The sequence below is a fragment of the Pseudomonas sp. P20 genome (assembly GCF_016463925.1).
GTDB lineage: Bacteria > Pseudomonadota > Gammaproteobacteria > Pseudomonadales > Pseudomonadaceae > Pseudomonas > Pseudomonas aeruginosa.
The window spans coordinates 323,076-343,569 of sequence record NZ_JAEMVM010000009.1 but is presented as its reverse complement, the minus strand read 5'-3'; the positions used below and the strand labels follow the sequence as shown (position 1 = coordinate 343,569).

Annotated in this window: 19 protein-coding genes; 7 read left to right on the top strand and 12 right to left on the bottom strand. The window is 68.1% G+C overall.

Features of this window, described 5'->3' with window-relative positions:
- Window positions 1-111: 111 nt before the first annotated feature.
- Complete coding sequence (locus JHD77_RS14140; RefSeq protein WP_003137870.1) at window positions 112-1,065, top strand: GlxA family transcriptional regulator; 954 nt, start codon at window positions 112-114, stop codon at window positions 1,063-1,065.
- On the opposite strand, the gene JHD77_RS14135 is transcribed toward JHD77_RS14140, so the two are convergent.
- The 7 genes from JHD77_RS14135 to JHD77_RS14105 form a co-directional block, all read right to left on the bottom strand.
- On the bottom strand, window positions 1,062-1,823 hold the full coding sequence (locus JHD77_RS14135; protein WP_023105065.1) for a M15 family metallopeptidase: 762 nt from the start codon (window positions 1,821-1,823) through the stop codon (window positions 1,062-1,064). The two genes, JHD77_RS14140 and JHD77_RS14135, sit on opposite strands and share 4 nt — an antisense overlap.
- A 4-nt stretch (window positions 1,824-1,827) precedes the next feature.
- Window positions 1,828-3,108, bottom strand: coding sequence for a TRAP transporter large permease (locus JHD77_RS14130; protein ID WP_003113810.1), 1,281 nt, complete (start codon window positions 3,106-3,108; stop codon window positions 1,828-1,830).
- Window positions 3,105-3,599 carry a TRAP transporter small permease gene (locus tag JHD77_RS14125; RefSeq protein ID WP_003143145.1) on the bottom strand — a complete coding sequence of 165 codons (495 nt, stop codon included), beginning with the start codon at window positions 3,597-3,599 and terminating at the stop codon, window positions 3,105-3,107. Before JHD77_RS14125 ends, JHD77_RS14130 begins: the two co-directional genes overlap by 4 nt.
- A gap of 74 nt (window positions 3,600-3,673) precedes the next feature.
- The gene (locus JHD77_RS14120; protein WP_003118314.1) at window positions 3,674-4,714 is read right to left on the bottom strand and encodes a TRAP transporter substrate-binding protein; all 1,041 of its coding nucleotides are present in this window, start codon (window positions 4,712-4,714) and stop codon (window positions 3,674-3,676) included.
- Window positions 4,715-4,865: 151 nt separating this feature from the next.
- Complete coding sequence (locus tag JHD77_RS14115) at window positions 4,866-5,801, bottom strand: LysR family transcriptional regulator (RefSeq protein WP_003092728.1); 936 nt, start codon at window positions 5,799-5,801, stop codon at window positions 4,866-4,868.
- Between the two features lie 6 nt (window positions 5,802-5,807).
- The gene (gene xseA, locus JHD77_RS14110) at window positions 5,808-7,187 is read right to left on the bottom strand and encodes an exodeoxyribonuclease VII large subunit (protein ID WP_003113813.1); all 1,380 of its coding nucleotides are present in this window, start codon (window positions 7,185-7,187) and stop codon (window positions 5,808-5,810) included.
- A gap of 36 nt (window positions 7,188-7,223) precedes the next feature.
- Window positions 7,224-8,132: a LysR family transcriptional regulator gene (locus tag JHD77_RS14105; protein WP_031757032.1), complete on the bottom strand. Its 909-nt coding sequence runs from the start codon at window positions 8,130-8,132 to the stop codon at window positions 7,224-7,226.
- 107 nt (window positions 8,133-8,239) lie between these two features.
- Here JHD77_RS14105 and JHD77_RS14100 point away from each other — a divergent pair, with 107 nt between their 5' ends.
- Window positions 8,240-9,022 carry a sulfite exporter TauE/SafE family protein gene (locus tag JHD77_RS14100; protein WP_003122110.1) on the top strand — a complete coding sequence of 261 codons (783 nt, stop codon included), beginning with the start codon at window positions 8,240-8,242 and terminating at the stop codon, window positions 9,020-9,022.
- Here the strand turns inward: JHD77_RS14100 and JHD77_RS14095 are convergent.
- From JHD77_RS14095 to JHD77_RS14080, 4 genes are all read right to left on the bottom strand, one after another.
- Window positions 9,007-10,149 (bottom strand): class II histone deacetylase, encoded by a 1,143-nt coding sequence (locus JHD77_RS14095; protein WP_004345616.1) that lies wholly within the window; start codon window positions 10,147-10,149, stop codon window positions 9,007-9,009. The two genes, JHD77_RS14100 and JHD77_RS14095, sit on opposite strands and share 16 nt — an antisense overlap.
- Before the next feature lie 29 nt (window positions 10,150-10,178).
- Window positions 10,179-11,336 carry an MFS transporter gene (locus tag JHD77_RS14090; protein ID WP_004345613.1) on the bottom strand — a complete coding sequence of 386 codons (1,158 nt, stop codon included), beginning with the start codon at window positions 11,334-11,336 and terminating at the stop codon, window positions 10,179-10,181.
- 12 nt (window positions 11,337-11,348) lie between these two features.
- A complete protein-coding gene (locus JHD77_RS14085) occupies window positions 11,349-12,245 on the bottom strand; it encodes a transporter (RefSeq protein WP_003092715.1) in 897 nt (298 codons plus the stop codon).
- A 134-nt stretch (window positions 12,246-12,379) separates the two neighbouring features.
- On the bottom strand, window positions 12,380-13,357 hold the full coding sequence (locus JHD77_RS14080; RefSeq protein ID WP_003119304.1) for a helix-turn-helix transcriptional regulator: 978 nt from the start codon (window positions 13,355-13,357) through the stop codon (window positions 12,380-12,382).
- A 263-nt stretch (window positions 13,358-13,620) separates the two neighbouring features.
- Between JHD77_RS14080 and guaB the strand changes: the two genes are divergently transcribed.
- From guaB to tadA, 4 genes are all read left to right on the top strand, one after another.
- Window positions 13,621-15,090: an IMP dehydrogenase gene (gene guaB / locus JHD77_RS14075; RefSeq protein ID WP_003092702.1), complete on the top strand. Its 1,470-nt coding sequence runs from the start codon at window positions 13,621-13,623 to the stop codon at window positions 15,088-15,090.
- A gap of 79 nt (window positions 15,091-15,169) precedes the next feature.
- The gene (guaA, locus tag JHD77_RS14070; RefSeq protein WP_003105901.1) at window positions 15,170-16,747 is read left to right on the top strand and encodes a glutamine-hydrolyzing GMP synthase; all 1,578 of its coding nucleotides are present in this window, start codon (window positions 15,170-15,172) and stop codon (window positions 16,745-16,747) included.
- A 162-nt stretch (window positions 16,748-16,909) separates the two neighbouring features.
- A complete protein-coding gene (locus JHD77_RS14065) occupies window positions 16,910-18,301 on the top strand; it encodes a multicopper oxidase family protein (RefSeq protein ID WP_003119305.1) in 1,392 nt (463 codons plus the stop codon).
- Complete coding sequence (gene tadA, locus JHD77_RS14060) at window positions 18,292-18,840, top strand: tRNA adenosine(34) deaminase TadA (RefSeq protein ID WP_003092697.1); 549 nt, start codon at window positions 18,292-18,294, stop codon at window positions 18,838-18,840. The genes JHD77_RS14065 and tadA overlap by 10 nt, the downstream gene beginning before the upstream one ends.
- Before the next feature lie 86 nt (window positions 18,841-18,926).
- On the opposite strand, the gene JHD77_RS14055 is transcribed toward tadA, so the two are convergent.
- Window positions 18,927-19,166, bottom strand: coding sequence for a hypothetical protein (locus JHD77_RS14055; RefSeq protein ID WP_152934617.1), 240 nt, complete (start codon window positions 19,164-19,166; stop codon window positions 18,927-18,929).
- Between the two features lie 62 nt (window positions 19,167-19,228).
- Between JHD77_RS14055 and JHD77_RS14050 the strand changes: the two genes are divergently transcribed.
- Window positions 19,229-20,485, top strand: a complete 1,257-nt coding sequence (locus JHD77_RS14050; protein WP_003105913.1) for an aromatic amino acid transport family protein — start codon at window positions 19,229-19,231, stop codon at window positions 20,483-20,485.
- Window positions 20,486-20,494: the final 9 nt, after the last annotated feature.

Genomic DNA, 20,494 nt, shown 5'->3' with positions numbered 1-20,494 from the left:
TCCTGAGTGGGTGAGGCAGATTCTGGTCCCGGCGCGGCGTAGCGAGTGAGTGGCCTGAGAGACAACTTTCGCTAGAATCGGGCCAACCCGCTCATACCCACCGAGGTGCGCATGTCCCGCCAGTCCGTGGCCGTGGTGGCCTTCGACCGCATCAGTCCGTTCCACCTGTCGGTGCCCTGCCTGGTGTTCGGCCAGGAGTGCTACGACCCCTGCGCGCAGGCCTTCGACCTGCGTGTCTGCGCCGCCGAGCCGGGCCGGCTGCGAACCACGGTGGGGTTCACCATCGAGGCCGAGGCCGGGCTGGAAGCGCTGGCCGAGGCGCAGACCGTGATCGTGCCGAGCTGGCGCGATCCACACGAGCGTCCGCCACAAGCGCTGCTGGATGCGTTGATCGCGGCCCGTGCACGCGGAGCGCAACTGGTGGGCTTGTGCCTGGGGGCCTTCGTGCTGGCCGAGGCCGGGTTGCTCGACGGTCGCCGCGCCACCACCCACTGGATGTGGGCGGAGGATTTCGCCGGGCGCTTCCCTGCGGTGCGGGTGGAGCCCGACGTGCTGTACATCGAGGACGACGGCCTGCTGACCTCGGCAGGCACCGTCGCCGGCATCGACTGCTGTCTGCACCTGGTCCGCCAGCGGCTCGGTGCGCAGACTACCAATCACCTGGCCCGGCGCCTGGTGGTGGCGCCGCATCGACAGGGCGGCCAGGCCCAGTTCATCGAGCAGCCGCTGCCGGACAGTGCCCAGGACGGCCGTCTCGGCGAGCTGCTGGTGTGGCTGCGGCAGAACCTCGACCAGGCGCACAGCCTGGACAGCCTGGCACAGCGGGTGCTGATGAGCCGGCGGACCTTCACCCGGCATTTCCGCCAGCTCACCGGCACCACCGTCAGCCAGTGGCTGCAGGCCGAACGCCTGGCCCTGGCCCAGCGCCTGCTGGAAACCACCGAGCATTCGGTGCAGGCGATCGCCGGGCTGGCCGGCTTCGGTTCGGCGGTGTCGTTGCGCCAGCAGTTCTCCGCCGCTTTCGGCCTGCCGCCGCTGGGCTACCGGCGCGCCTTCGCCTCCTAGTCCGCCGGAGGGCGCTTCTGCAACTGCTGGCGCCAGAGCGCGTCCATCGCCTGCAACTGCACCGGGCCGAACAGCGCCTGCGTCGCGCCGGTGTGCCAGGCCCAGAGCTGGTCGCCGAAATCGTAGTGCCACCATTCGCTGGGCAGGTTGCTGAAACCGGCGTCGAGCATCGCGTGATAGAGCAGACGACGGTGATCGCGGACGCGTCGCTGGCGCGTGTCGGGCTCCGCCAGACGTTCGAAGTAGGCGGTGTAGGAGGCCGGCACAGCTTCGTCGAAGGCGCTGCCCATGTCCAGCCAGCGGCCCTGGGCGTCGCACAGGGTGACGTCCACCGCGCCGCCGGTGAGATGCGGGCTGGGCGCCTCGCGGCTGCTGCTCGGCGGCGAGACGAACTGGCGGGTGAGCCGTTCCAGCTCGGCCTCGCCGGCCCGTGGGTAGTGCGCGGCCAGGGCGCTGGACAGGCTGTCGTAGAGATACTGCTGCACGGCGAACGGCCGCCAGGCGTCCAGCACCACCAGGCGCACGCCGCCGGGGAGGGCGGCGGCGACCCGCAGGAGACGCTCGAAGACCTCGCCGCGAGCGTGGCACTCCGGGACCGCGTGAGGAATGCCGAGCTTGTGGTAGGCCGGCCAGACGCTGAACTCGCGGCTCAGCCCGAGCGCCTCCAGCGGCGTGCCGGCATCGACGATGGGGATGCCGGCCACGGCGTGCCAGTCGGGCTCCGGGAGAACGGGGATGGCTTGGGTGAAGTCGGTCATGGCGTCAATTGAGCAGGCGTGGCAGCCACAGGGTCAGGGACGGGAACAGGATCAGCAGCGACAGCACCCCCAGGGCCACGAGGATGAACGGCCAGATACCCTTGAACATTTCCAGGATATCGAGGCGGCTGATGGTCGCCACGATGAACAGGCAGGCGCCCATTGGCGGGGTGATCAGGGCGATGGTGATGTTCAGGGTGAAGATCAGCCCCAGGTGCACCGGATCCACGCCGGCGGCCAGCGCCACCGGAGCGACTATCGGCGTCAGCAGCATCAGTACCGAGACTTCTTCCATGAGCATGCCGCAGACGAAGATCACCGCGCTGATGATGAACAGCATCAGGGTCGGCGAGTGGCCGAACGGCTCCAGCAACTGGGCGAACTCGCTGGCGACCTGGGCGTAGTTGAGCAACCAGTTGACCACCGAAGCGGCGGCGATGATCACGTAGATGCTGGCGGTCAGGCGTACCGTCTCGCGCAGCGAGTTCCACAGCCCGACCAGGTTCAGTTGGCGCTGGAGCATACCGACCAGCGCCACGTAGAGAGCGATCAGGGCGCCCGACTCGGTGGGCGTGACCAGTCCCAGGACGATTCCGGCGACGATGATCACCGGCGCGATCAGCGCGGTCAGGGCGCCGGACAGCGCCGCCAGGATCTCGCCCCAGGCCGGCGCCGCATGGCGCGCCTGCAGCCCGTTGCGGTAGGCGTACACCGCGTTCAGCAGCATGAAGGCGGCGGCCAGCAGCAGGCCGGGAATCACCCCGGCGAGGAACAGCTCGCCCACCGAGGTGTTGGTCAGCGAGGAGTAGAGGATCATGAAGATGCTCGGCGGGATGATCGGACCGATCAGCGAGCTGCCCGCGGTCAGCCCGGCGGCGAAGCGCCGCGAGTAGCCTTCCTTTTCCATGGCCGGCACCAGCAGGGTGCTGAGTGCCGAAGCGTCGGCCGCGGCGGACCCGTTGACCCCGGCGAAGAACACCCCGGCGACCACGTTGACGTGGCCGAGGCCGCCGCGGAAGTGGCCGACCAGGGCGTTGGCCAGGCGCATCAGGCGCGGGGTCATGCCGGAATGGTTCATCAGGTTGCCGGCCAGCACGAACAGCGGGATCGCCATCAGCGAGAAGATGTCCATGCCGCCGAAGAAGCGCTGCGGCAGGGTGTTGGCGAACAGCGCCGGGTCGACGAAGAGGAATCCCACCAGCGCGGTGAGCAGCAGGCAGAGGAACAGCGGCAGGCCGAGCAGGAGGTTGACCACGAAGGCTGCGATCATGGCGATGGCCATCATGCCTGCGACCCTCCCTCGACGGTGGTGCTGGCCGGCTGCCGCGGCCAGGGCCCCTGGAGCAACAGCATGAGGGTCAGCAGGCCGAAGCCGAGCGGCAGGCTGAGCAACGGCCAGGTGCGGCTGACGCCCAGGCCGAGGCTGCGGAAGCGCCCGGCGTTCAGCGCGTAGCGGGTGCTGACCCAGGCGGCGAAGGCGAAGAAGGCCAGCGCCAGCAGCCACTGGTAGAGCCTGAGGACCTGCGCCAGGCGCGGCGGCAGGCGTTGTTCCAGCAGGTTGACGCGCATGTGCCCGCCTTCCATCCATACCGCGCCGAGCGCCAGCATTACTGCGCCGATGATGAGGTAGCGGGCCAGTTCGTCCATCCAGATCGGCGAGCTGCCGAGCAGGTAGCGGGCGAACACGCCGTAGATGAGCAGGACCAGGTCGAGCAGCAACAGCAGCGTGGCGAGGTTCAGCAACGCGGCGCGCATGCCCTTGAGCAATGACGGCATGGGAGGTACTCCGGAAAGTCGGACAGGCGCGCCCGGCCGACGGCAGCGGCCGTCGGGGGGGCAACGCGCGAAGGTCAGGGGGCGGTGGCGAGACCGGCGTCGCGGAAGGCCATCTCGGTCCAGCGCGGCTCGATGTCCTGGGTCTTCAGCCAGGCCAGGTAGGACGGCTGGCCTTTCTCGCGGAAGGCGGCGAGGTCATCGGCGGACGGCTGGATGATCTGCATGCCCTTTTCCTTGAGGAACGCGAGGTCGCGCTCCTGCTGGGCAGCGACCGCCTCGCGGTTCAGCCGGGTGGCTTCGGCGGCGGCGTCGAGCAGGGCCTGGCGCTCCTTTGCCGGGAGGCTGGCGAGCAGATCGCCGTTGGCCACCAGGAACTGGTCGGAGTACTGGATGTTGGCCAGGGTCAGGTACTTCTGCACCTGGTAGAGGCTGCCGAGGATGATGTAGGAGGTCGGGTTCATCTGGCCGTCGGCGACGCCGGTGCGCAGGCCCATGTACAACTCGGTCCAGGGGATCGGCGTGCCGGAGGCGCCGAAGGCTTCGTAGAGCGCCACCTGGCTGGGATCCATGGCGCGGAAGCGCAGGCCCTGGAAGTCCGCCGGGCCGTGGATCGGCTTCTTGCCGTTGGTGAAGTTGAGGAAGCCGCCTTCCTCGACCACCGCCAGCAGCTCGGTGCCGGTGCGCTCGCGGAAGGCCTCGCGGGCGGCCTGCCAGTAGCTGCCGCTGTCGAAGAAGGCGTGGGCCGCGGCGGCGTCCTTGAACATGAAGGGCGTGGCGCTGACGTAGATCTCCGGGAACAGCGGGGCGATCCCGGCGAAGGAGGCGATGTTCAGGCCGGGGCCGGTCATCACCTGTTCCATGCGCTGCTCCTCTTCGCCGAGCATGCTGTTGGGGTAGAGCTTGAACTGCAGTTCGCCGCCGCTCTTTTCCTCGGCCAGGCGCTTGAGGTTGCTGGCGAACAGGTGCACCAGGTTCTTCTCGCTGTCGGCGGCGCCGTTATAGCTCAGGTTGAGGGTGGTGGCGGCCTGGGCGAGGCTGCCGCCCAGGCCCAGGGCGGCGGCCAGCAGTCCGGCGGCGAAGCGGCGGGCGAGGCCGTGGCGCGGATTCGTGTGCATGTTGTTTTCCTTATGGCAGTCCGAACGGTCGGGGGATCGGCGGCACTTCTTGTCGGGGCGCGGGGCCGGGTGCTCGCACGAAAGCGAAGCAACGCTAGCCGTTGTCTCGTTGACTATTCAAGTCCGGACGTGATGCGAAAAAGACAACGCCTCAGCGCTGCGAGAGCCCGGGCGCGTCGCCACTGAAGAAGCGCATGCCACGGCGCAGGTGTTCCAGGCAGGCGATCGCCGCCACGGTCAGCTCGCGGCCCTTGTGGCTGACGATCCGCGCGCGGGCGTCGCGCAGCGCCGGGTGGGCCAGCGGCAGGCAACGGATATGCCCGGCCTCGATCTCGTGGCTGACCGTCAACTCCGGCATGAAGGCCACGCCGATGCCGGACTTGACGAAATTGGTCAGCACCGCCACCGAGTTGGTGCGCAGCTTCGGCCTTAGCTCGATGCGCTCCAGTTGGGCGGCGATCACCGCCAGTTGGCCCATGCCGGTGCTGTTGTGGATCAACGCCAGCGACTCGTTGCGCAGCGCGCGCATCGGCACCGCGCCGCGGTGTCCGGCGAGGGCATGGTTGGCGGGGATGATCAGGTCGAGGGGCTGGCGGGTGTCGACGTGCACGTCCAACTCGCCGTCCTCGACCGGGGCGTAGACCAGGGCCAGGTCGACGGCGTCTTCCTTGACCAGCGCCACGCCTTCGTTGGCCCCGGCCATGCGGACCTCCAGCTCGATGCCGGGGTAGCGCAGGATGAAGCTCTGCAATGGCTGGGAGATCAGGTCGGCGATGAAGCCCTCGCCGACCGCCAGGCGCACCTTGCCCTGGCGCAGCCCCTGCAGGGCCGACAGACGCGACAGCACGCCCTCTTCGTTGGCCCGTTGCTGGCGGTAGTGCGCCACCAGCAGTTCGCCGGCCTCGGTAGGCGCCACGCCCTGCGGGGTGCGTTGCAGGAGGCGCACGCCGAGATGTTCCTCCAGGCTGGCGAGCTGCCGGCTGATGGCCGAGGGGTCGATGTTCAGGTGCTGGGCGGCGCGGCGAAGAGAACCGTGGTGGATCACCTCGTTGAGGTAGGCCAGGGCGCGTTGGCTGAGGCGGATCATCGCGGCTCAGTCCAGCAGCGACAGGGTCACCGGCGTCCGGTGGTTGTCCTCGACCCGCACCTCCAGTTCGCCTTCCGCCAGGCGCGCCTTCAGGCGCTGTCCCGGCTGGGTCTGGCCGGCATCGCGGATCGCCCGGCCACGCTCGTCGAGGAGGATGCTGTAGCCGCGGCCCAGGGTCGCCAGCGGGCTGACCACGTTGAGCGTCTGCGCCAGTCCTTCGAGGCGCTGACGACGATCCTTCAGTACCTCACGGGCGGCGCGCGGCAGGCGCGCGGCGAGGCTGTCGAGCTTCTGCCGGAGCAGCGCCAGGGTGCGGCCCGGATGCTGTGCGGCGAGACGCGTCTCCAGGCGGACCAGGCGTTCGTGGCGGACCGCCAGCTGGCGCTCGAAGGCACGGCGCAGGCGCATGTCCAGGTCGTCCAGGCGCTGTGCCTGCTGGCGCAGGCGTTCGCCGGGATGGCGCAGGCGGCGGGCGACGCCTTCCAGGCGCAGGCGTTCGCGCAGCAACTGGTCGCGCATGCGCAGCACCAGGCGCCGGCGCAGGCCGTCGAGACGCTGCTGCAGGTCGCCGGCGTTGGGCGCCAGCAGTTCGGCGGCGGCCGAAGGCGTCGGCGCGCGCACGTCGGCGACGAAGTCGCTGATCGATACGTCGGTCTCGTGGCCGACCGCGCTGACGATCGGCGTGGCGCAGGCCGCCACGGCGCGCGCCACCGCTTCTTCGTTGAAGCACCAGAGGTCTTCCAGGGAACCGCCGCCACGGGCCAGGATCAGCGCGTCGAAGCCCTGCCGGTCGGCCAGTTGCAGCGCGCGGACGATCTGTGCGACGGCCTCGCGGCCCTGCACTGCGGTGGGCACCAGGGTCAGCTCGACCTGCGGTGCGCGGCGGCGAAACACGCTGATGATGTCGCGGATCACCGCCCCGCTGGGCGAACTGACGATACCGATGCGGCGCGGATGGGCGGGCAGCGGACGCTTGCGTTCGCTGGCGAACAGGCCTTCGCCGGCGAGTTTTTCCTTCAATGCCTCGAAGGCCAGGCGCAGGGCGCCGTCGCCGGCCGGCTCGACGGTATCGGCGATCAACTGGTAGTCGCCGCGTCCCTCGAACAGCGAGATCTTCCCGCGCACCTTTACCGCCAGCCCGTCGCGCAAGGCCTGGCGTACGCGCAGGGCGTTCTGCCGGAACAGCGCGCAGCGGATCTGCGCGTTGCTGTCCTTGAGGGTGAAGTAGACATGGCCGGAGGCCGGCCGGGCGAGGTTGGACAGCTCGCCCTCGACCCAGACCTGCGGGAACACGTCTTCCAGCAGCAGGCGGGCGCGCTGGTTCAGTTGGCTGACGGTCAGCACCTCGCGATCGAGGCCGAGCCGTTGGAAGGGATCGTTACGCATGGGCGGCATGATAAGGCGGCGCACCGGGATGTGCGATCAATCCTTGGCTTCGTTCGGCAGATTCTCCAGGAAATATTCGACGAAGCCTTCCACCAGGGGGCTATCGTCGCGTCGCCAGGCCAGCGCCACCTCGCTGTATGCCTCGGCCTCGGCCAGAGACATGAAGCGCACGGCGGGCGGTGCGATGGCGCGCATCGAGGCGGGCACCAGGGCGACGCCGAAGCCGGCCTCGATCAGTTGCAACTGGCTGGTCTTGCGCGACAGCGCGCGCGCCGGGCGTGGGTAGAAACCGGCGCCGAGGCAGAGTTCGGCGGCGCGATAGCTGAGGCCGCCGCGTTGCAGGTGGGGAATGGAGACGAAGGTTTCTCCGGCCAGGGCGGCCAGGGCCACGGGGGCTTCACGGCGGGCCAGCGGATGGTCGGCGGCGAGAGCCAGGAGCAACGGCTCGCGGTACAGGGCGCGCAGGTGCAGCCGGGGATGCTGGCGCAGCACCGGCAGGCGCAGCAGGCCAAGGTCCAGGCGTCCTTCGGCGAGATCGGCGAGTTGCTGCTCGGAGGATTGCTGGGTCAGTTCCAGGCGGACGCCGCTCTGCGCCGCGAGGTAGCCGCGCAGCGCCGCTTGCAGGCCGCCCACCAGCGGCACCGAGCTGGAGTGCCCCAGGCGCAGCAGGCCATGGCCGCCTTCGCCGACCTCGCGAGCCAGGCGCCGGGCGGCCTCCAGGTCGCCGAGCAGGCGCTGCGCGCGTGGCAGGAAGGTGCGACCGGCCGGCGTCAGCTCGACCTGGCGCGGACCGCGGCGGAGCAGTGGGGTGCCGATGCTGTCCTCCAGTTCGTGCACCTGCCGGCTGAGCGCCGACTGGGCGACGAACAGGCGTTCGGCGGCACGGCTGAAGCCGCCGGACTCGACGATTTCGACGAAGTAATGGAGTTGCCGCAAAGAGATCATCGGAAGATTACCCATGCCTTTTCGAGATGGCTACAGGGCTCGGATTGTATTGGCTGGCGCGCCGTTGCGCTCGCTAGAGTGCGCAGGTCGTCGTTCCGGGAGTCGCCATGTCCTCGCTCGATCCGTCAGTCCTGTTCGCCGCCCTGCCGTTCAGCCTATGGCAATGGCTGCTGGTCGAACTGGCCATCGTCCTCGCCTATGTGGTGTTCGGCATCGCCGGCTTCGGCACCGCGCTGGTCGCCGGCCCGTTGCTGGCCGGGGTGCTGCCGCTGTCGCAGATCATTCCGCTGCTGGTCCTGCTGGATTTCAGCGCGTCGTTCGGCAACTGGCTGCCGGCGCGGCGGCAGATCGCCATCACTGAGCTCAAGCGTCTGCTGCCCTGCATGCTGCTGGGCTGTGCGCTGGGGGCGTACGGACTTCTGGCGCTACGCGCGGAGCTGCTGATGCTGGCCCTCGGCGTGTTCGTCAGTCTCTATGCGCTCTACGCGCTGTTCCTCCAGCCACGCGGCCAGCCGCGCTGGCGGGCGACCTGGGCGTTGCCCTTCGGTGTCTTCGGCGGGCTGTTCGGCGCGTTGTTCGGCAGCGGCGGCTTCCTTTATTCGCTGTACCTGAACGGACGCCTGGCGAGCAAGGAGCAGATGCGCGCCACCCAGAGCGCGCTGATCGGTTGTAGCACCTTCGTCCGCCTGGGGCTGTTCCTGCTCGCCGGGCTGTATGCCGCGCGCGAGCCCTGGCTGCTCGCCGCCTGCCTGCTGCCGGGCATGGCGCTGGGCCTGTGGATCGGCCGTCGGGTGACCCTGCGTCTGTCGCGTGAAGCCTTCGTCCGCCTGGTCACCTGGCTGGTGCTGTGCAGCGGCCTGGCGCTGGTCGGGCGCTACCTGGCCGCTTGAAGCGGCTGCGCCGGGCACAGGCCGAACTGTGCGGCCAGCTCTTCGAGGCGCTGGCGCTGGAAGTCGCGGAACGCCGCGTTGGGCTGCTGCAACTCGATGAAGTCGCGCAGCGGGTCGCGCACCGCGCTGCGCACGCCGCTGAGTTCTTCGATCACAGCCAAGCCGCAGAACGGCACGTAGGCTTCCGAGTAGCCGCCTTCGTGGACCACCACCAGGCGTCCGCCGGCATGCCGCTCGGCCGCGTCGCGGACCATCGCGGTCATCGCCCGGAAGCTGTCGCTGTGCAGTTGCATGCGTGCCAGCGGGTCCACCGCGTTGGCGTCGAAGCCACTGGCGACCACGATCAATTGCGGGCGGAAGCGCTCCAGCGCTGGCAACACGATGCGTTGCATGGCCTGCATGTAGGCGTCGTGACCGCCGCCGGGAAGCAGCGGCACGTTGAGGTTGAAGCCACGACCGCGATCCTCGCCGATGTCTTCGGCGCCACCGTAGCCAGGCGGGAAGCAGCCGTCCTGGTGCAGGGAAATGCTCAACACGTCGTCGCGCCGGTAGTAGATCGCCTGGGTGCCGTTGCCGTGGTGTACGTCCCAGTCCAGCACTGCGACCCGCTCGACGCCGTGGCGCGCCTTGGCCGCCTCGATGGCCACGGCGATGTTGGCGAAGAAGCAGAAGCCCATTGCCTGGTCCGGCAGGCAGTGGTGACCCGGCGGCCGCGACAGCGAGTAGGCGTTGTCCACCTCGCCGGCGAGCACCGCGTCCAGCGCGGCGATGGCCAGGCCGGCGGAGAGCCGGGCGATCTCGTAGCTGCCCGGGCCGATCGGCGCGTCCTGGCCGAGGCTGCCGCCGCCGGCGTCGCTCAACGCCTTGAAGCGTTCCAGATAGTGCGCCGGATGCACGCGCAGCAGGTCCTCGTCGCTCGCCGGCGGTGCGCTGCGCAGTTGCAGGCGGGCGGTCAGGCCGGACACGTCGAGCAGGCTTTTCAGCCGGCGCTTGGTTTCCGGTGATTCGGCGTGTCCGGCGGCGGCAGGCGGTTGCACCCAGCCGCCGACCGGCAGGGTCAGCGCGTGCGGGCCGGCGGCGTGCCAGAGGCAGAGTTCGTCGAAGAAGAAAGCGGTACGTCGGGTCATGGCGGGTATCCGTGGTTCGGGAAAGGGTTTCAGCGTGGCCGGCAGGCCAGGGCCAGCAGCAGCGAGAGGGCGGCCAGGCCGGCGGCGATCGGCAGCAGCGGGAGGAAACCGCCGCTGCCTTCGATGAGTCGTCCGGCCAGCGCCGGGCCGATGGCCAGCCCGCCGCCGATGACCAGGTTGGAGGCGTTCATCAGGCGGCCGGAGCGGTCCAGGTCGGCGAGGCAGGCGAGGATGAACGGCAGGGCGAAGGTCCAGGTGAACTTGAACAGCAGCGCGGCCAGGGCGAAGCGCGCCAGCGGTGGCTGGCCGATCAGCAGGAGGATCGCCGCGGCCATCGCCAGGTAGCCGCCGAGCAGCATCAGGTCGCGCGGCAGGCGGTTGCCGATGAAGGAGGCGCAGGCCGCCCCGGCGATGCCCATCAGGGTGGCGACGGCGAGTACCTCGCCGCTGGCGCCGGCACCGATCCCCGCGCCTTCGGCGATGGCGCCGATGAAGGTCCAGACGCCGCTGAGGCTGATATAGAAGGTGAGCACGGCGAGGATACCCAGCCCGACCCGCAGTCGCGAGTGAACCGCGCCGGTACTGGCGCGGGCTTCCGCTGGCGGGCTGCCACTGGGGAAGGCCCGCGACAACGGTAGGGCGAGGCCCATCAGGCCGGCCAGCAACAGGTAGCAGGCGGCCAGGCCGAAGCGTTCGAACAGCGCCGGCAGCAGTGCCAGGCCGACGGCGCCGACCACCAGTTGGCCCATCACCCAGAGCCCGTAGACCCGGCTCGGGGTGGCGGTGCTGGCGGCGCTGGACAGGCAGAGGATCATCAGCGAGCCGCCGGCGAGGGCGCTGCAGAAACGCAGGGCGAGCAGCAGCGGGTAGCTGCCGGCCAGCGCCGAGGCCAGGTTGGCGGCGATGAACAGCAGGCCGGCGAGCAGCGCCGCGTGGCGCCAATCGACGCGTTTCAGCCAATGGAAGGCCGGCAGCGTCGCCAGGCTCATGGCGCCTAGCTCCACCGAAAACAGGTCGCCGACCCGCGCCGGGCTCAGTTGCCACTGGGCCGCCAGTTGCGCGGCGACGGCGGGGGCGGTCATCAGGATGGTCGGGGTGATCGCGGCGAACACCACGATGGCCGCGAGCAGCGCGAGGTTGCCGGACGCCGGAGAGGCGCTGGCGAGGGTCTTGTCGGAAGCGCTCATGGCTGCGCCTCCTCAGAACACATGGACCAGGCGCAACAGGGCCTGGCTGCCATGGAACGCATTGTCGGTGGCGACGTTGCGCGAGAGACCGAACATCAGGCTGTTGCGCCGGTCCAGCCAGTGGCCTAGCTCGAAGCCGAGTTGGGTGTAGCGCTGGTGGGTGTCGTCAAGGGTATGGCCCTGCAGCTTCAGTTCGCCGCCATCGGCGTGCACCAGCTTGAGGGCGCCGTAGGTGCTCTGGCTGAAGTCGTAGGAGGCGAAGGCTTGCAGGCGATAGAGCGGTTTCTGTTCCAGGTCGCTGCCGAAGTAGTCGTCGTTCTTCGCGTAGAACTGCGCTTCCAGGTTGGCTTCCAGCACCCAGTCGCGGCCGATGCCCTGGGTGTAGTTGTAGACGAAGGTGGCGCCCCAGCGGTTGGCGCCGGGCGAGACATCGGGGTTCTTCGCGTGGTACTCGCCCAGCGGCAGGGTGATCAGGGTCAGCAGGCCGCTGTAGCGGCGCCGTTCCGGGTCGTTGACGAAAAACAGGGTGCCGCCGACCTGGGGATCGCCGAAACCGGTCTCGCCGGTATGCCCGGCGCTGCCGGGCAGGCGCGCATCGATGTCGACGAAGGGAATGATGAACTGCGGCGTGCAGAGAGTGCCGCAGATGTCGCTGAAGAACACCTGGCGGTAGGCCACCGCGTTGGTCTTCAGTTCGGCCTTGCCGTTGCGATCGGCCGGTCCGTGGAACTCATGGGCGCGGGTCGCCGGCAGGTAGAGCACGCCGAGCGTGGTGCCCGCCGGGGCGCCGAAGAAGTCGCGGGCGTTGAGGTCGGCGGCGCCGGCCTCGGCGCCCAGCAGGAGCGGGATGCCGAGCAGCGCGAGGGCGCTGGCGGTCGGTGCGGCCATCGAGGCGGTGCGGTGGGTCATGTGTCGGTCTCCCCGGTCGTTGTGTGCCCGGCGTTCGTCGCGCCGGTGGTGGTTGCGCCTTTTCGCAGGCGAAAGGGCGCCCATGCCGCCCATGGCGGGGCGGGCGAAGCGGTGATGGCAGGGGTGGAGGGCTGTCAGCCAGGCGGGAACTGATGCAGCAGGTGGGCGATGCTCGCCTTGTCGTTGACGCCGAGCTTGGAATAGATGGTGCGTATGTGATGGCGCACGGTGTTCGGCGCCAGGCCGAGGTCGCGGGCGATCTGCTTGTAGGTCTTGCCTTCGCTGAACAGCAGGGCGACGTCGCCTTCGCGATTGCTCAACTGTTCGATCGCGCTCGGTTGCCGCGCGGTGAGCAGGTAGAGGTCGCCGACCTGCCGCGAGTCGATCACCAGACGCGCATCGCGATAGCCCTGCGGGCTGGTTTCCTCCGGCAACTGCGGACCGGTCCAGCCCGGCCAGGCGCCGAGCAGCAGGTCGACGAAGCCGCGTTCGGCGCAATGCAGCACGCCGTAGCGGTCGCATACCGCCATGGCCAGAGCCTGGCGTTCGAGGGATTCGCGCAGGGCCACCAGGGTACGGATCTGGTTGGCCGAGACGGCCGCGGCCAGGTGCGCCGAGAGTTGCCCGAGGAGCAGCTTCTCCTGGTCCGCGAAGGGCGGGCCGCCAGGCGTGCGATAGAGGGCGACATGGTCGCTGAGGCGGGTGATCGGATCGACGTGGATCACGCAGAGCAGCTCACCGATGTCGTGACGTGCGCCAAGCCAGCGCAGCCCGGCGGTGGCCTGCATGTCGACGGCCACGGCGGTGCCCGGGCGGGCGTGTACCAGTCCGACGGTGATGTCGTCGTGGCTGATCGATTTCCAGTCCTCGACATAGTGCTCTTCGAGGTTGAACAGGTGTGCGCTGTGCTCCACCGGCACGCCGTCGATCAGCGCCGCGCGGCCCCACCAGGCACGCTGGAACGGCACCAGTTGCTGCAGACGTTCCAGCGCGGTGCGATGGAAACGCTCCAGGGTCTTGTCGCGCGCCAGCCGGTTGATGTCCAGCACGGCGGCGCCGAACGCCGCGAGCAAGGCTGCGGATGACGAATGCGGGTCAGTGCTCCCTTTCATTCTCTCCCCCGTCCCACTTTTATAGTTCTTGGAATCGGCGTCCCGCCGCCTGGGCGGTCGCTGGGTGACGTACGCAGTATCCGGCCATCCGCCGCCGCGCTGCCATCCTGCAAATGCGGGATAGGACAGGCGGAACGGGGCCTGGCGGGCGCCTTGCAAGATATTTGCCCATTCGCCGTTTTCGGCGATCAACTGCGTTGAGCGGAAGCCCGTGGCTGGGTATAATGTCGCGCTTCCATTTTTCCCGTCTGGGAGCGCCCGCCATGCTGCGAATCAGTCAAGAAGCCCTGACTTTCGACGACGTCCTTCTGATCCCCGGTTATTCCGAAGTCCTGCCCAAGGACGTGAGTTTGAAAACTCGCCTGACCCGCGGCATCGAACTGAACATCCCGCTGGTATCCGCCGCGATGGATACCGTGACCGAAGCCCGCCTGGCCATCGCCATGGCCCAGGAAGGCGGCATCGGCATCATCCACAAGAACATGGGCATCGAGCAGCAGGCCGCGGAAGTCCGCAAGGTCAAGAAGCACGAAACGGCCATCGTCCGCGACCCGGTCACCGTGACCCCCTCGACCAAGATCATCGAACTGCTGCAGATGGCCCGCGAGTACGGCTTCTCCGGTTTCCCGGTGGTGGAGCAGGGCGAGCTGGTCGGTATCGTCACCGGTCGCGACCTGCGGGTGAAGCCGAACGCCGGCGATACCGTCGCCGCGATCATGACCCCGAAGGACAAGCTGGTCACCGCCCGCGAAGGCACCCCGCTGGAAGAGATGAAGGCCAAGCTCTACGAGAACCGCATCGAGAAGATGCTGGTGGTCGACGAGAACTTCTACCTGCGTGGCCTGGTGACCTTCCGTGACATCGAGAAGGCCAAGACCTACCCGCTGGCGTCCAAGGACGAGCAGGGCCGCCTGCGCGTCGGCGCCGCCGTCGGCACCGGCGCCGATACCGGCGAGCGCGTTGCCGCGCTGGTCGCCGCCGGGGTCGACGTGGTGGTGGTGGACACCGCCCACGGCCACTCCAAGGGCGTGATCGAGCGTGTGCGCTGGGTCAAGCAGACCTTCCCGGACGTCCAGGTGATCGGCGGCAACATCGCCACCGCCGAGGCCGCCAAGGCCCTCGCCGAGGCTGGCGCCGACGCGGTCAAGGTCGGCATCGGCCCGGGCTCGATCTGCACCACCCGCATCGTCGCCGGTGTCGGCGTGCCGCAGATCTCCGCCATCGCCAACGTCGCCGCCGCTCTCGAAGGCACCGGCGTACCGCTGATCGCCGACGGCGGCATCCGCTTCTCCGGCGACCTGGCCAAGGCCATGGTCGCCGGCGCCTACTGCGTGATGATGGGCTCGATGTTCGCCGGTACCGAGGAAGCGCCGGGCGAGATCGAGCTGTTCCAGGGCCGTTCCTACAAGTCCTACCGCGGCATGGGTTCGCTGGGCGCCATGTCCGGCTCCCAGGGCTCGTCCGACCGCTACTTCCAGGACGCCTCCGCCGGCGCCGAGAAGCTGGTGCCGGAAGGCATCGAGGGTCGCGTGCCGTACAAGGGCGCCCTGTCCGCCATCGTCCACCAGCTGATGGGCGGCCTGCGCGCCGCCATGGGCTACACCGGCAGCGCCGACATCCAGCAGATGCGCACGCAGCCGCAGTTCGTCCGGATCACCGGCGCGGGCATGGCCGAGTCCCATGTCCACGACGTCCAGATCACCAAGGAAGCCCCCAACTACCGGGTTGGTTGAGGCTGATTGAAATGAGTGCTGCACGGGGCTGTTCGATTCAGCCCCGTGTCGTTTTCGAATTCCGTAGCGAGAGATGGCCATGTCCCAAGACATTCACGCCCACCGTATCCTGATCCTCGATTTCGGCTCCCAGTACACCCAGCTGATCGCCCGCCGCGTGCGCGAGATCGGCGTGTATTGCGAAATCCATCCCTTCGACATGAGCAACGAGGCGATCATCGCCTTCGCGCCGCGCGGCATCATCCTCGCCGGCGGTCCCGAGTCGGTACACGAAGCCGACAGCCCGCGCGCGCCGCAGGCGGTGTTCGACCTGAAGGTGCCGCTGTTCGGCATCTGCTACGGCATGCAGACCATGGCCGAGCAGATGGGCGGCAAGGTGCAGGGCTCCGACCTGCGCGAGTTCGGCTACGCCCGCGTCGACGTGGTCGGCAAGGCGCGCCTGCTGGACGGCATCGAGGACCACGTGGACGACGACGGCGTGCTCGGCCTCGACGTGTGGATGAGCCACGGCGACAAGGTCACCGAGATGCCGGCCGGCTTCCACATCCTGGCCAGCACCCCGAGCTGCCCGATCGCCGCCATGGCCGACGATGCCCGCGCCTACTACGGCGTGCAATTCCACCCGGAAGTCACCCACACCAAGCAGGGCCTGCGCATTCTCTCGCGCTTCGTCCTCGACATCTGCGGTTGCGCCGCGCTGTGGACCCCCTCGAACATCGTCGACGACGCCATCGCTACCGTGCGCGCCCAGGTCGGTTCCTCCAAGGTCCTGCTCGGCCTCTCCGGCGGCGTGGACTCCTCGGTGGTCGCCGCGCTGCTGCACAAGGCCATCGGCGACCAACTGACCTGCGTGTTCGTCGACAACGGCCTGCTGCGCCTGCACGAAGGCGACCAGGTGATGGCCATGTTCGCCGAGAACATGGGCGTGAAGGTGATCCGCGCCAACGCCGAGGACAAGTTCCTCGGCCGCCTGGCCGGCGTCGCCGATCCGGAAGAGAAGCGCAAGATCATCGGCCGCACCTTCATCGAAGTCTTCGACGAAGAAGCCACCAAGCTGCAGGACGTGAAGTTCCTCGCCCAGGGCACCATCTACCCCGACGTGATCGAGTCGGCCGGCGCCAAGACCGGCAAGGCCCACGTGATCAAGTCGCACCACAACGTCGGCGGCCTGCCGGAGGACATGCAGTTCGAACTGGTCGAGCCGCTGCGCGAACTGTTCAAGGACGAAGTGCGCAAGATCGGCCTGGAGCTGGGCCTGCCCTACGACATGGTCTACCGCCACCCGTTCCCCGGCCCGGGCCTGGGCGTGCGCATCCTCGGCGAGGTGAAGAAGGAGTACGCCGACCTGCTGCGCCAGGCCGACCACATCTTCATCGAGGAACTGCGCGCCTTCGACTGGTACCACAAGACCAGCCAGGCGTTCGTGGTGTTCCAGCCGGTGAAATCGGTCGGCGTGGTCGGCGACGGCCGTCGCTACGCCTGGGTCGTCGCCCTGCGCGCGGTGGAGACCATCGACTTCATGACCGCGCGCTGGGCTCACCTGCCCTATGAACTGCTGGAGAAGGTCTCGAACCGCATCATCAACGAGATCGCCGGTATCTCCCGGGTCACCTACGACGTGTCGAGCAAGCCGCCGGCGACTATCGAGTGGGAATGATCGGCTCGCGCCGATGAGAGGAAAGGGCAGCTTCGGCTGCCCTTTTCGTTTGCTCCGGATCAGCAAAGAGGCAGTTGCACGGAGCGATGGCTCGCCTTCGCGGCTGGGAAATGAGAAAATCTATCATTTCCCAGCCGCAGTACCCGCGAAGGTGAAGGCTCCATGACATTTACCCGTAGACAAGTGCTCGGCGGCCTCGCCGGGCTGGCGGTGGTCGGCCTCGGCGCCGGCGGTGCGCGCCTCTGGCTGGCGCGTCCGCAGGTGGCGCAGGAGTACGACTACGAACTGATCGCCGCGCCGCTGGACCTGGAGATCGTCCCGGGCTTCAGCAGTCCGGCGCTGGCCTATGGCGGCCAGTGCCCCGGCGTGGAGTTGCGGGCGAAGCAGGGCGAGTGGCTGCGGGTGCGCTTCACCAACAGGCTGGACGAACCGACCACCATCCACTGGCACGGCATCCGCCTGCCGATCGAGATGGACGGCGTGCCGTACATTTCCCAGCCGCCGGTGCAGCCGGGTGAGAGCTTCATCTACCAGTTCAAGACCCAGGACGCCGGCAGCTACTGGTACCACCCGCACCTGATGAGCAGCGAGCAGCTCGGCCGCGGACTGGTCGGACCGCTGATCATCGAGGAGCGCGAACCCACCGGGTTCCGCCATGAGAAGGTTCTCTGCCTGAAGACCTGGCACGTGGACGAGCAGGGCGCCTTCACCCCCTTCAGCGTGCCGCGCCAGGCCGCGCGAGAAGGCACCCGCGGGCGCTATTCGACGATCAACGGCAAGCATGTGCCGACCATCGACCTGCCGGCCGGGCAGATCGTCCGGGTGCGCCTGCTGAACGTCGACAACACCGTCACCTACCGTCTCAACCTGCCCAACGGCGAGGCGAGGATCTATGCCATCGATGGCCATCCGGTGGAACCACGCGGCTTCGAGGGGCAGTACTGGATCGGTCCCGGGATGCGCCTGGAGCTGGCGCTGAAGGTGCCGGAAGCGGGCACCGAGCTGTCCCTGCGCGACGGGCCGGTACGCCTGGCGACGATCCGCAGCGTGGCCAGCGCCGAGGCACCTGCCGGCGACTGGCCGAAGCCGTTGCCGGCGAATCCGGTGAGCGAACCGGACCTGGCCAATGCCGAGAAGATCGGTTTCCGTTTCGAGTGGGTCGGGGCGATGTCCGATACCAGCGGCAAGAATCCCTATCCGTCGTTCTGGCAGATCAACGGCAAGGCCTGGGAAGGCGGCGAGGAGCACAAGCACAACGCGCCGCCGCTGGCCAAGCTCAAGGAAGGCCAGAGCTACATCTTCGAGCTGCGCAACATGGCGCAGTACCAGCACCCGATCCACCTGCATGGGATGGCCTTCAAGGTGCTGGATTCGGATCGCCGGGACATCATCCCGTACTTCACCGACACCTACCTGCTGGGCAAGAACGAGACTGCCCGCGTCGCGCTGGTGGCGGACAATCCGGGCCTGTGGATGTTCCACTGCCACGTCATCGACCATATGGAGACCGGCCTGATGGGGACCATCGCGGTCGGCGAGGCCTGGTGCGGGTGACTAAGCTGATCAGCAACGGCAAGGGCTACCCGACGGTAAAAGGCGTGCGTCCGATCATCGATCGCAGCCGGGACCCGCATTTCATGCGCGAGGCCCTGGCAGAGGCGGAAAAGGCCGCGGCCCTCGGCGAAGTGCCGGTGGGCGCGGTCCTGGTGCGCGAGGGCGAGATCATCGGGCGGGGCTTCAACCGGCCGATCAGCAGCCACGATCCCAGTGCCCACGCCGAAATGCTGGCGATCCGCATGGCAGCGGCGGAGGCGGGCAACTACCGGCTGCCAGGCAGCACCCTGTATGTGACCCTGGAACCCTGCAGCATGTGTTCCGGACTGCTGGTGCACGCACGCATCCAGCGCCTGGTGTACGGCACGGTCGAGCCCAAGTCGGGCGCAGTGGAAAGCCGTGGGCGATTCTTCGAGCAGGAGCATCTCAACCATAGGGTCATGGTCGAGGGCGGCGTGCTGGCGGAAGAATGCAGCCAGGCGCTCTCGGCGTTCTTCCGCGCGCGGCGCGAAGCGGCGAAGAAGCCTCGCGAAGACTGACGGATGTTTCTCTTTTCGAACGCTCCGGCTGAAACGTTAAAGCACGCCATGGCGCCTTTCTCTCCTTCAAAAGCCATCTGCATCAATTATTTATCCGGATATTTCGGACGATCGGCATAGGCGTAAAGTCGTAGTCGCCGCGCGCTTCCTCCGTCGAATTGTGTGATATTTTGCACGGCCGCTTGAGCAAGCGGCCCGCAGGCAATGGCTTCAGGTGAGAGCGAGCCCGCCTGCGGATACCCCCGCCGGACCGCGCAGCCGAAAAGCGCGGCCGGTCCGGAGGCGTCCGCGATTCCCGGCCCTGCATTGTCCTCGAAGAAGGCCATCGGTACGGCGGTCCTGGCCGCCTCCCGCACAATGCCAATTCGAAATGCAGGGAGTTGTTGTCATGAGTGATACCCGGGTCCAGCAGTATCAGGATCACGCCGGGGCGGAAGCCGTCGATTCCTCGGGACTGGAGGTCAAGCGCCTGACGTTCCTCGAGGCGGTGGCGATGATCGTCGGAACCAACATCGGCGCAGGCGTGCTGTCCATGGCCTACGCCAGCCGCAAGGCCGGCTTCATGCCATTGCTGCTCTGGCTGGCGGTGGCCGGCCTGTTCACCACCATTTCCATGCTCTACGTCTCGGAAACCGCCCTGCGCACGCGCACCCACAACCAGTTGAGCGGCCTTGCCCAGCGCTATGTCGGCTCCTTCGGCGCCTGGGCGATTTTCCTGTCCGTGGCGGTCAACAGCATCGGCGCGCTGATCGCCTACATGAGCGGCAGCGGCAAGATCCTCAGCGCCTTCTTCGGTATCAGCCCGGCCCTGGGCAGCGTGCTGTTCTTCATTCCGGCCGCCGGCGTGCTGTACCTGGGGCTGAGCGCCATCGGCAAGGGCGAGAAGTTCATCAGCATCGGCATGGTCAGCATGATCCTGATCCTGGTGGCGGCCACCCTGCTCAACGACAATACCGAGTTCGCCCGTCTGCTCGACGGCGACTGGATCTACATGGTGCCGGTATTCAACATCGCGGTGTTCTGCTTCTCCGCCCAGTACATCGTCCCGGAGATGGCCCGTGGTTTCAGCCACGCCCCGGAGCGCCTGCCGAAGGCGGTGATCACCGGGATGCTGACCACCTTCGTCCTGCTCAGCATCGTGCCGCTCTCGGTGATCGCCCTGACCGGCCTGGAGAACCAGTCCGAAGTCGCCACCCTGGCCTGGGGCAAGGCGCTCGGCGAATGGGCCTTCTTCACCGCCAACACCTTCGCCCTGTGCGCCATGCTGACGTCCTACTGGGGCCTGGGCGGTAGCTTCCTGACCAACATCTTCGACAAGTTCCACAAGCTCGGTCCGGAGAACCGGCCGAAGACCCGCCTGCTGGTGCTGGCGATCGTCGCGCTGCCGCCGTTCGTCCTGGCCTACAGCGGGCTGGTCGGCTTCGTCAACGCGTTGTACTTCGCCGGGGCCTTCAGCGGGGTGATTCTCTCGATCATGCCGATCCTGATGCTGCGCTCGGCGCGTAGGAACGGCGACTTCGAGCCGGCCTGGAAATGCGGCTGGATCGCCCATCCGGCGATCCAGGCGGTGATCGTGACGATCTACCTGGCCAGCGCCGCCTACGCCATTTGTAGCGCCATGAACCTGCTGCCGGCCGGCTGGTAGGTCATCGCT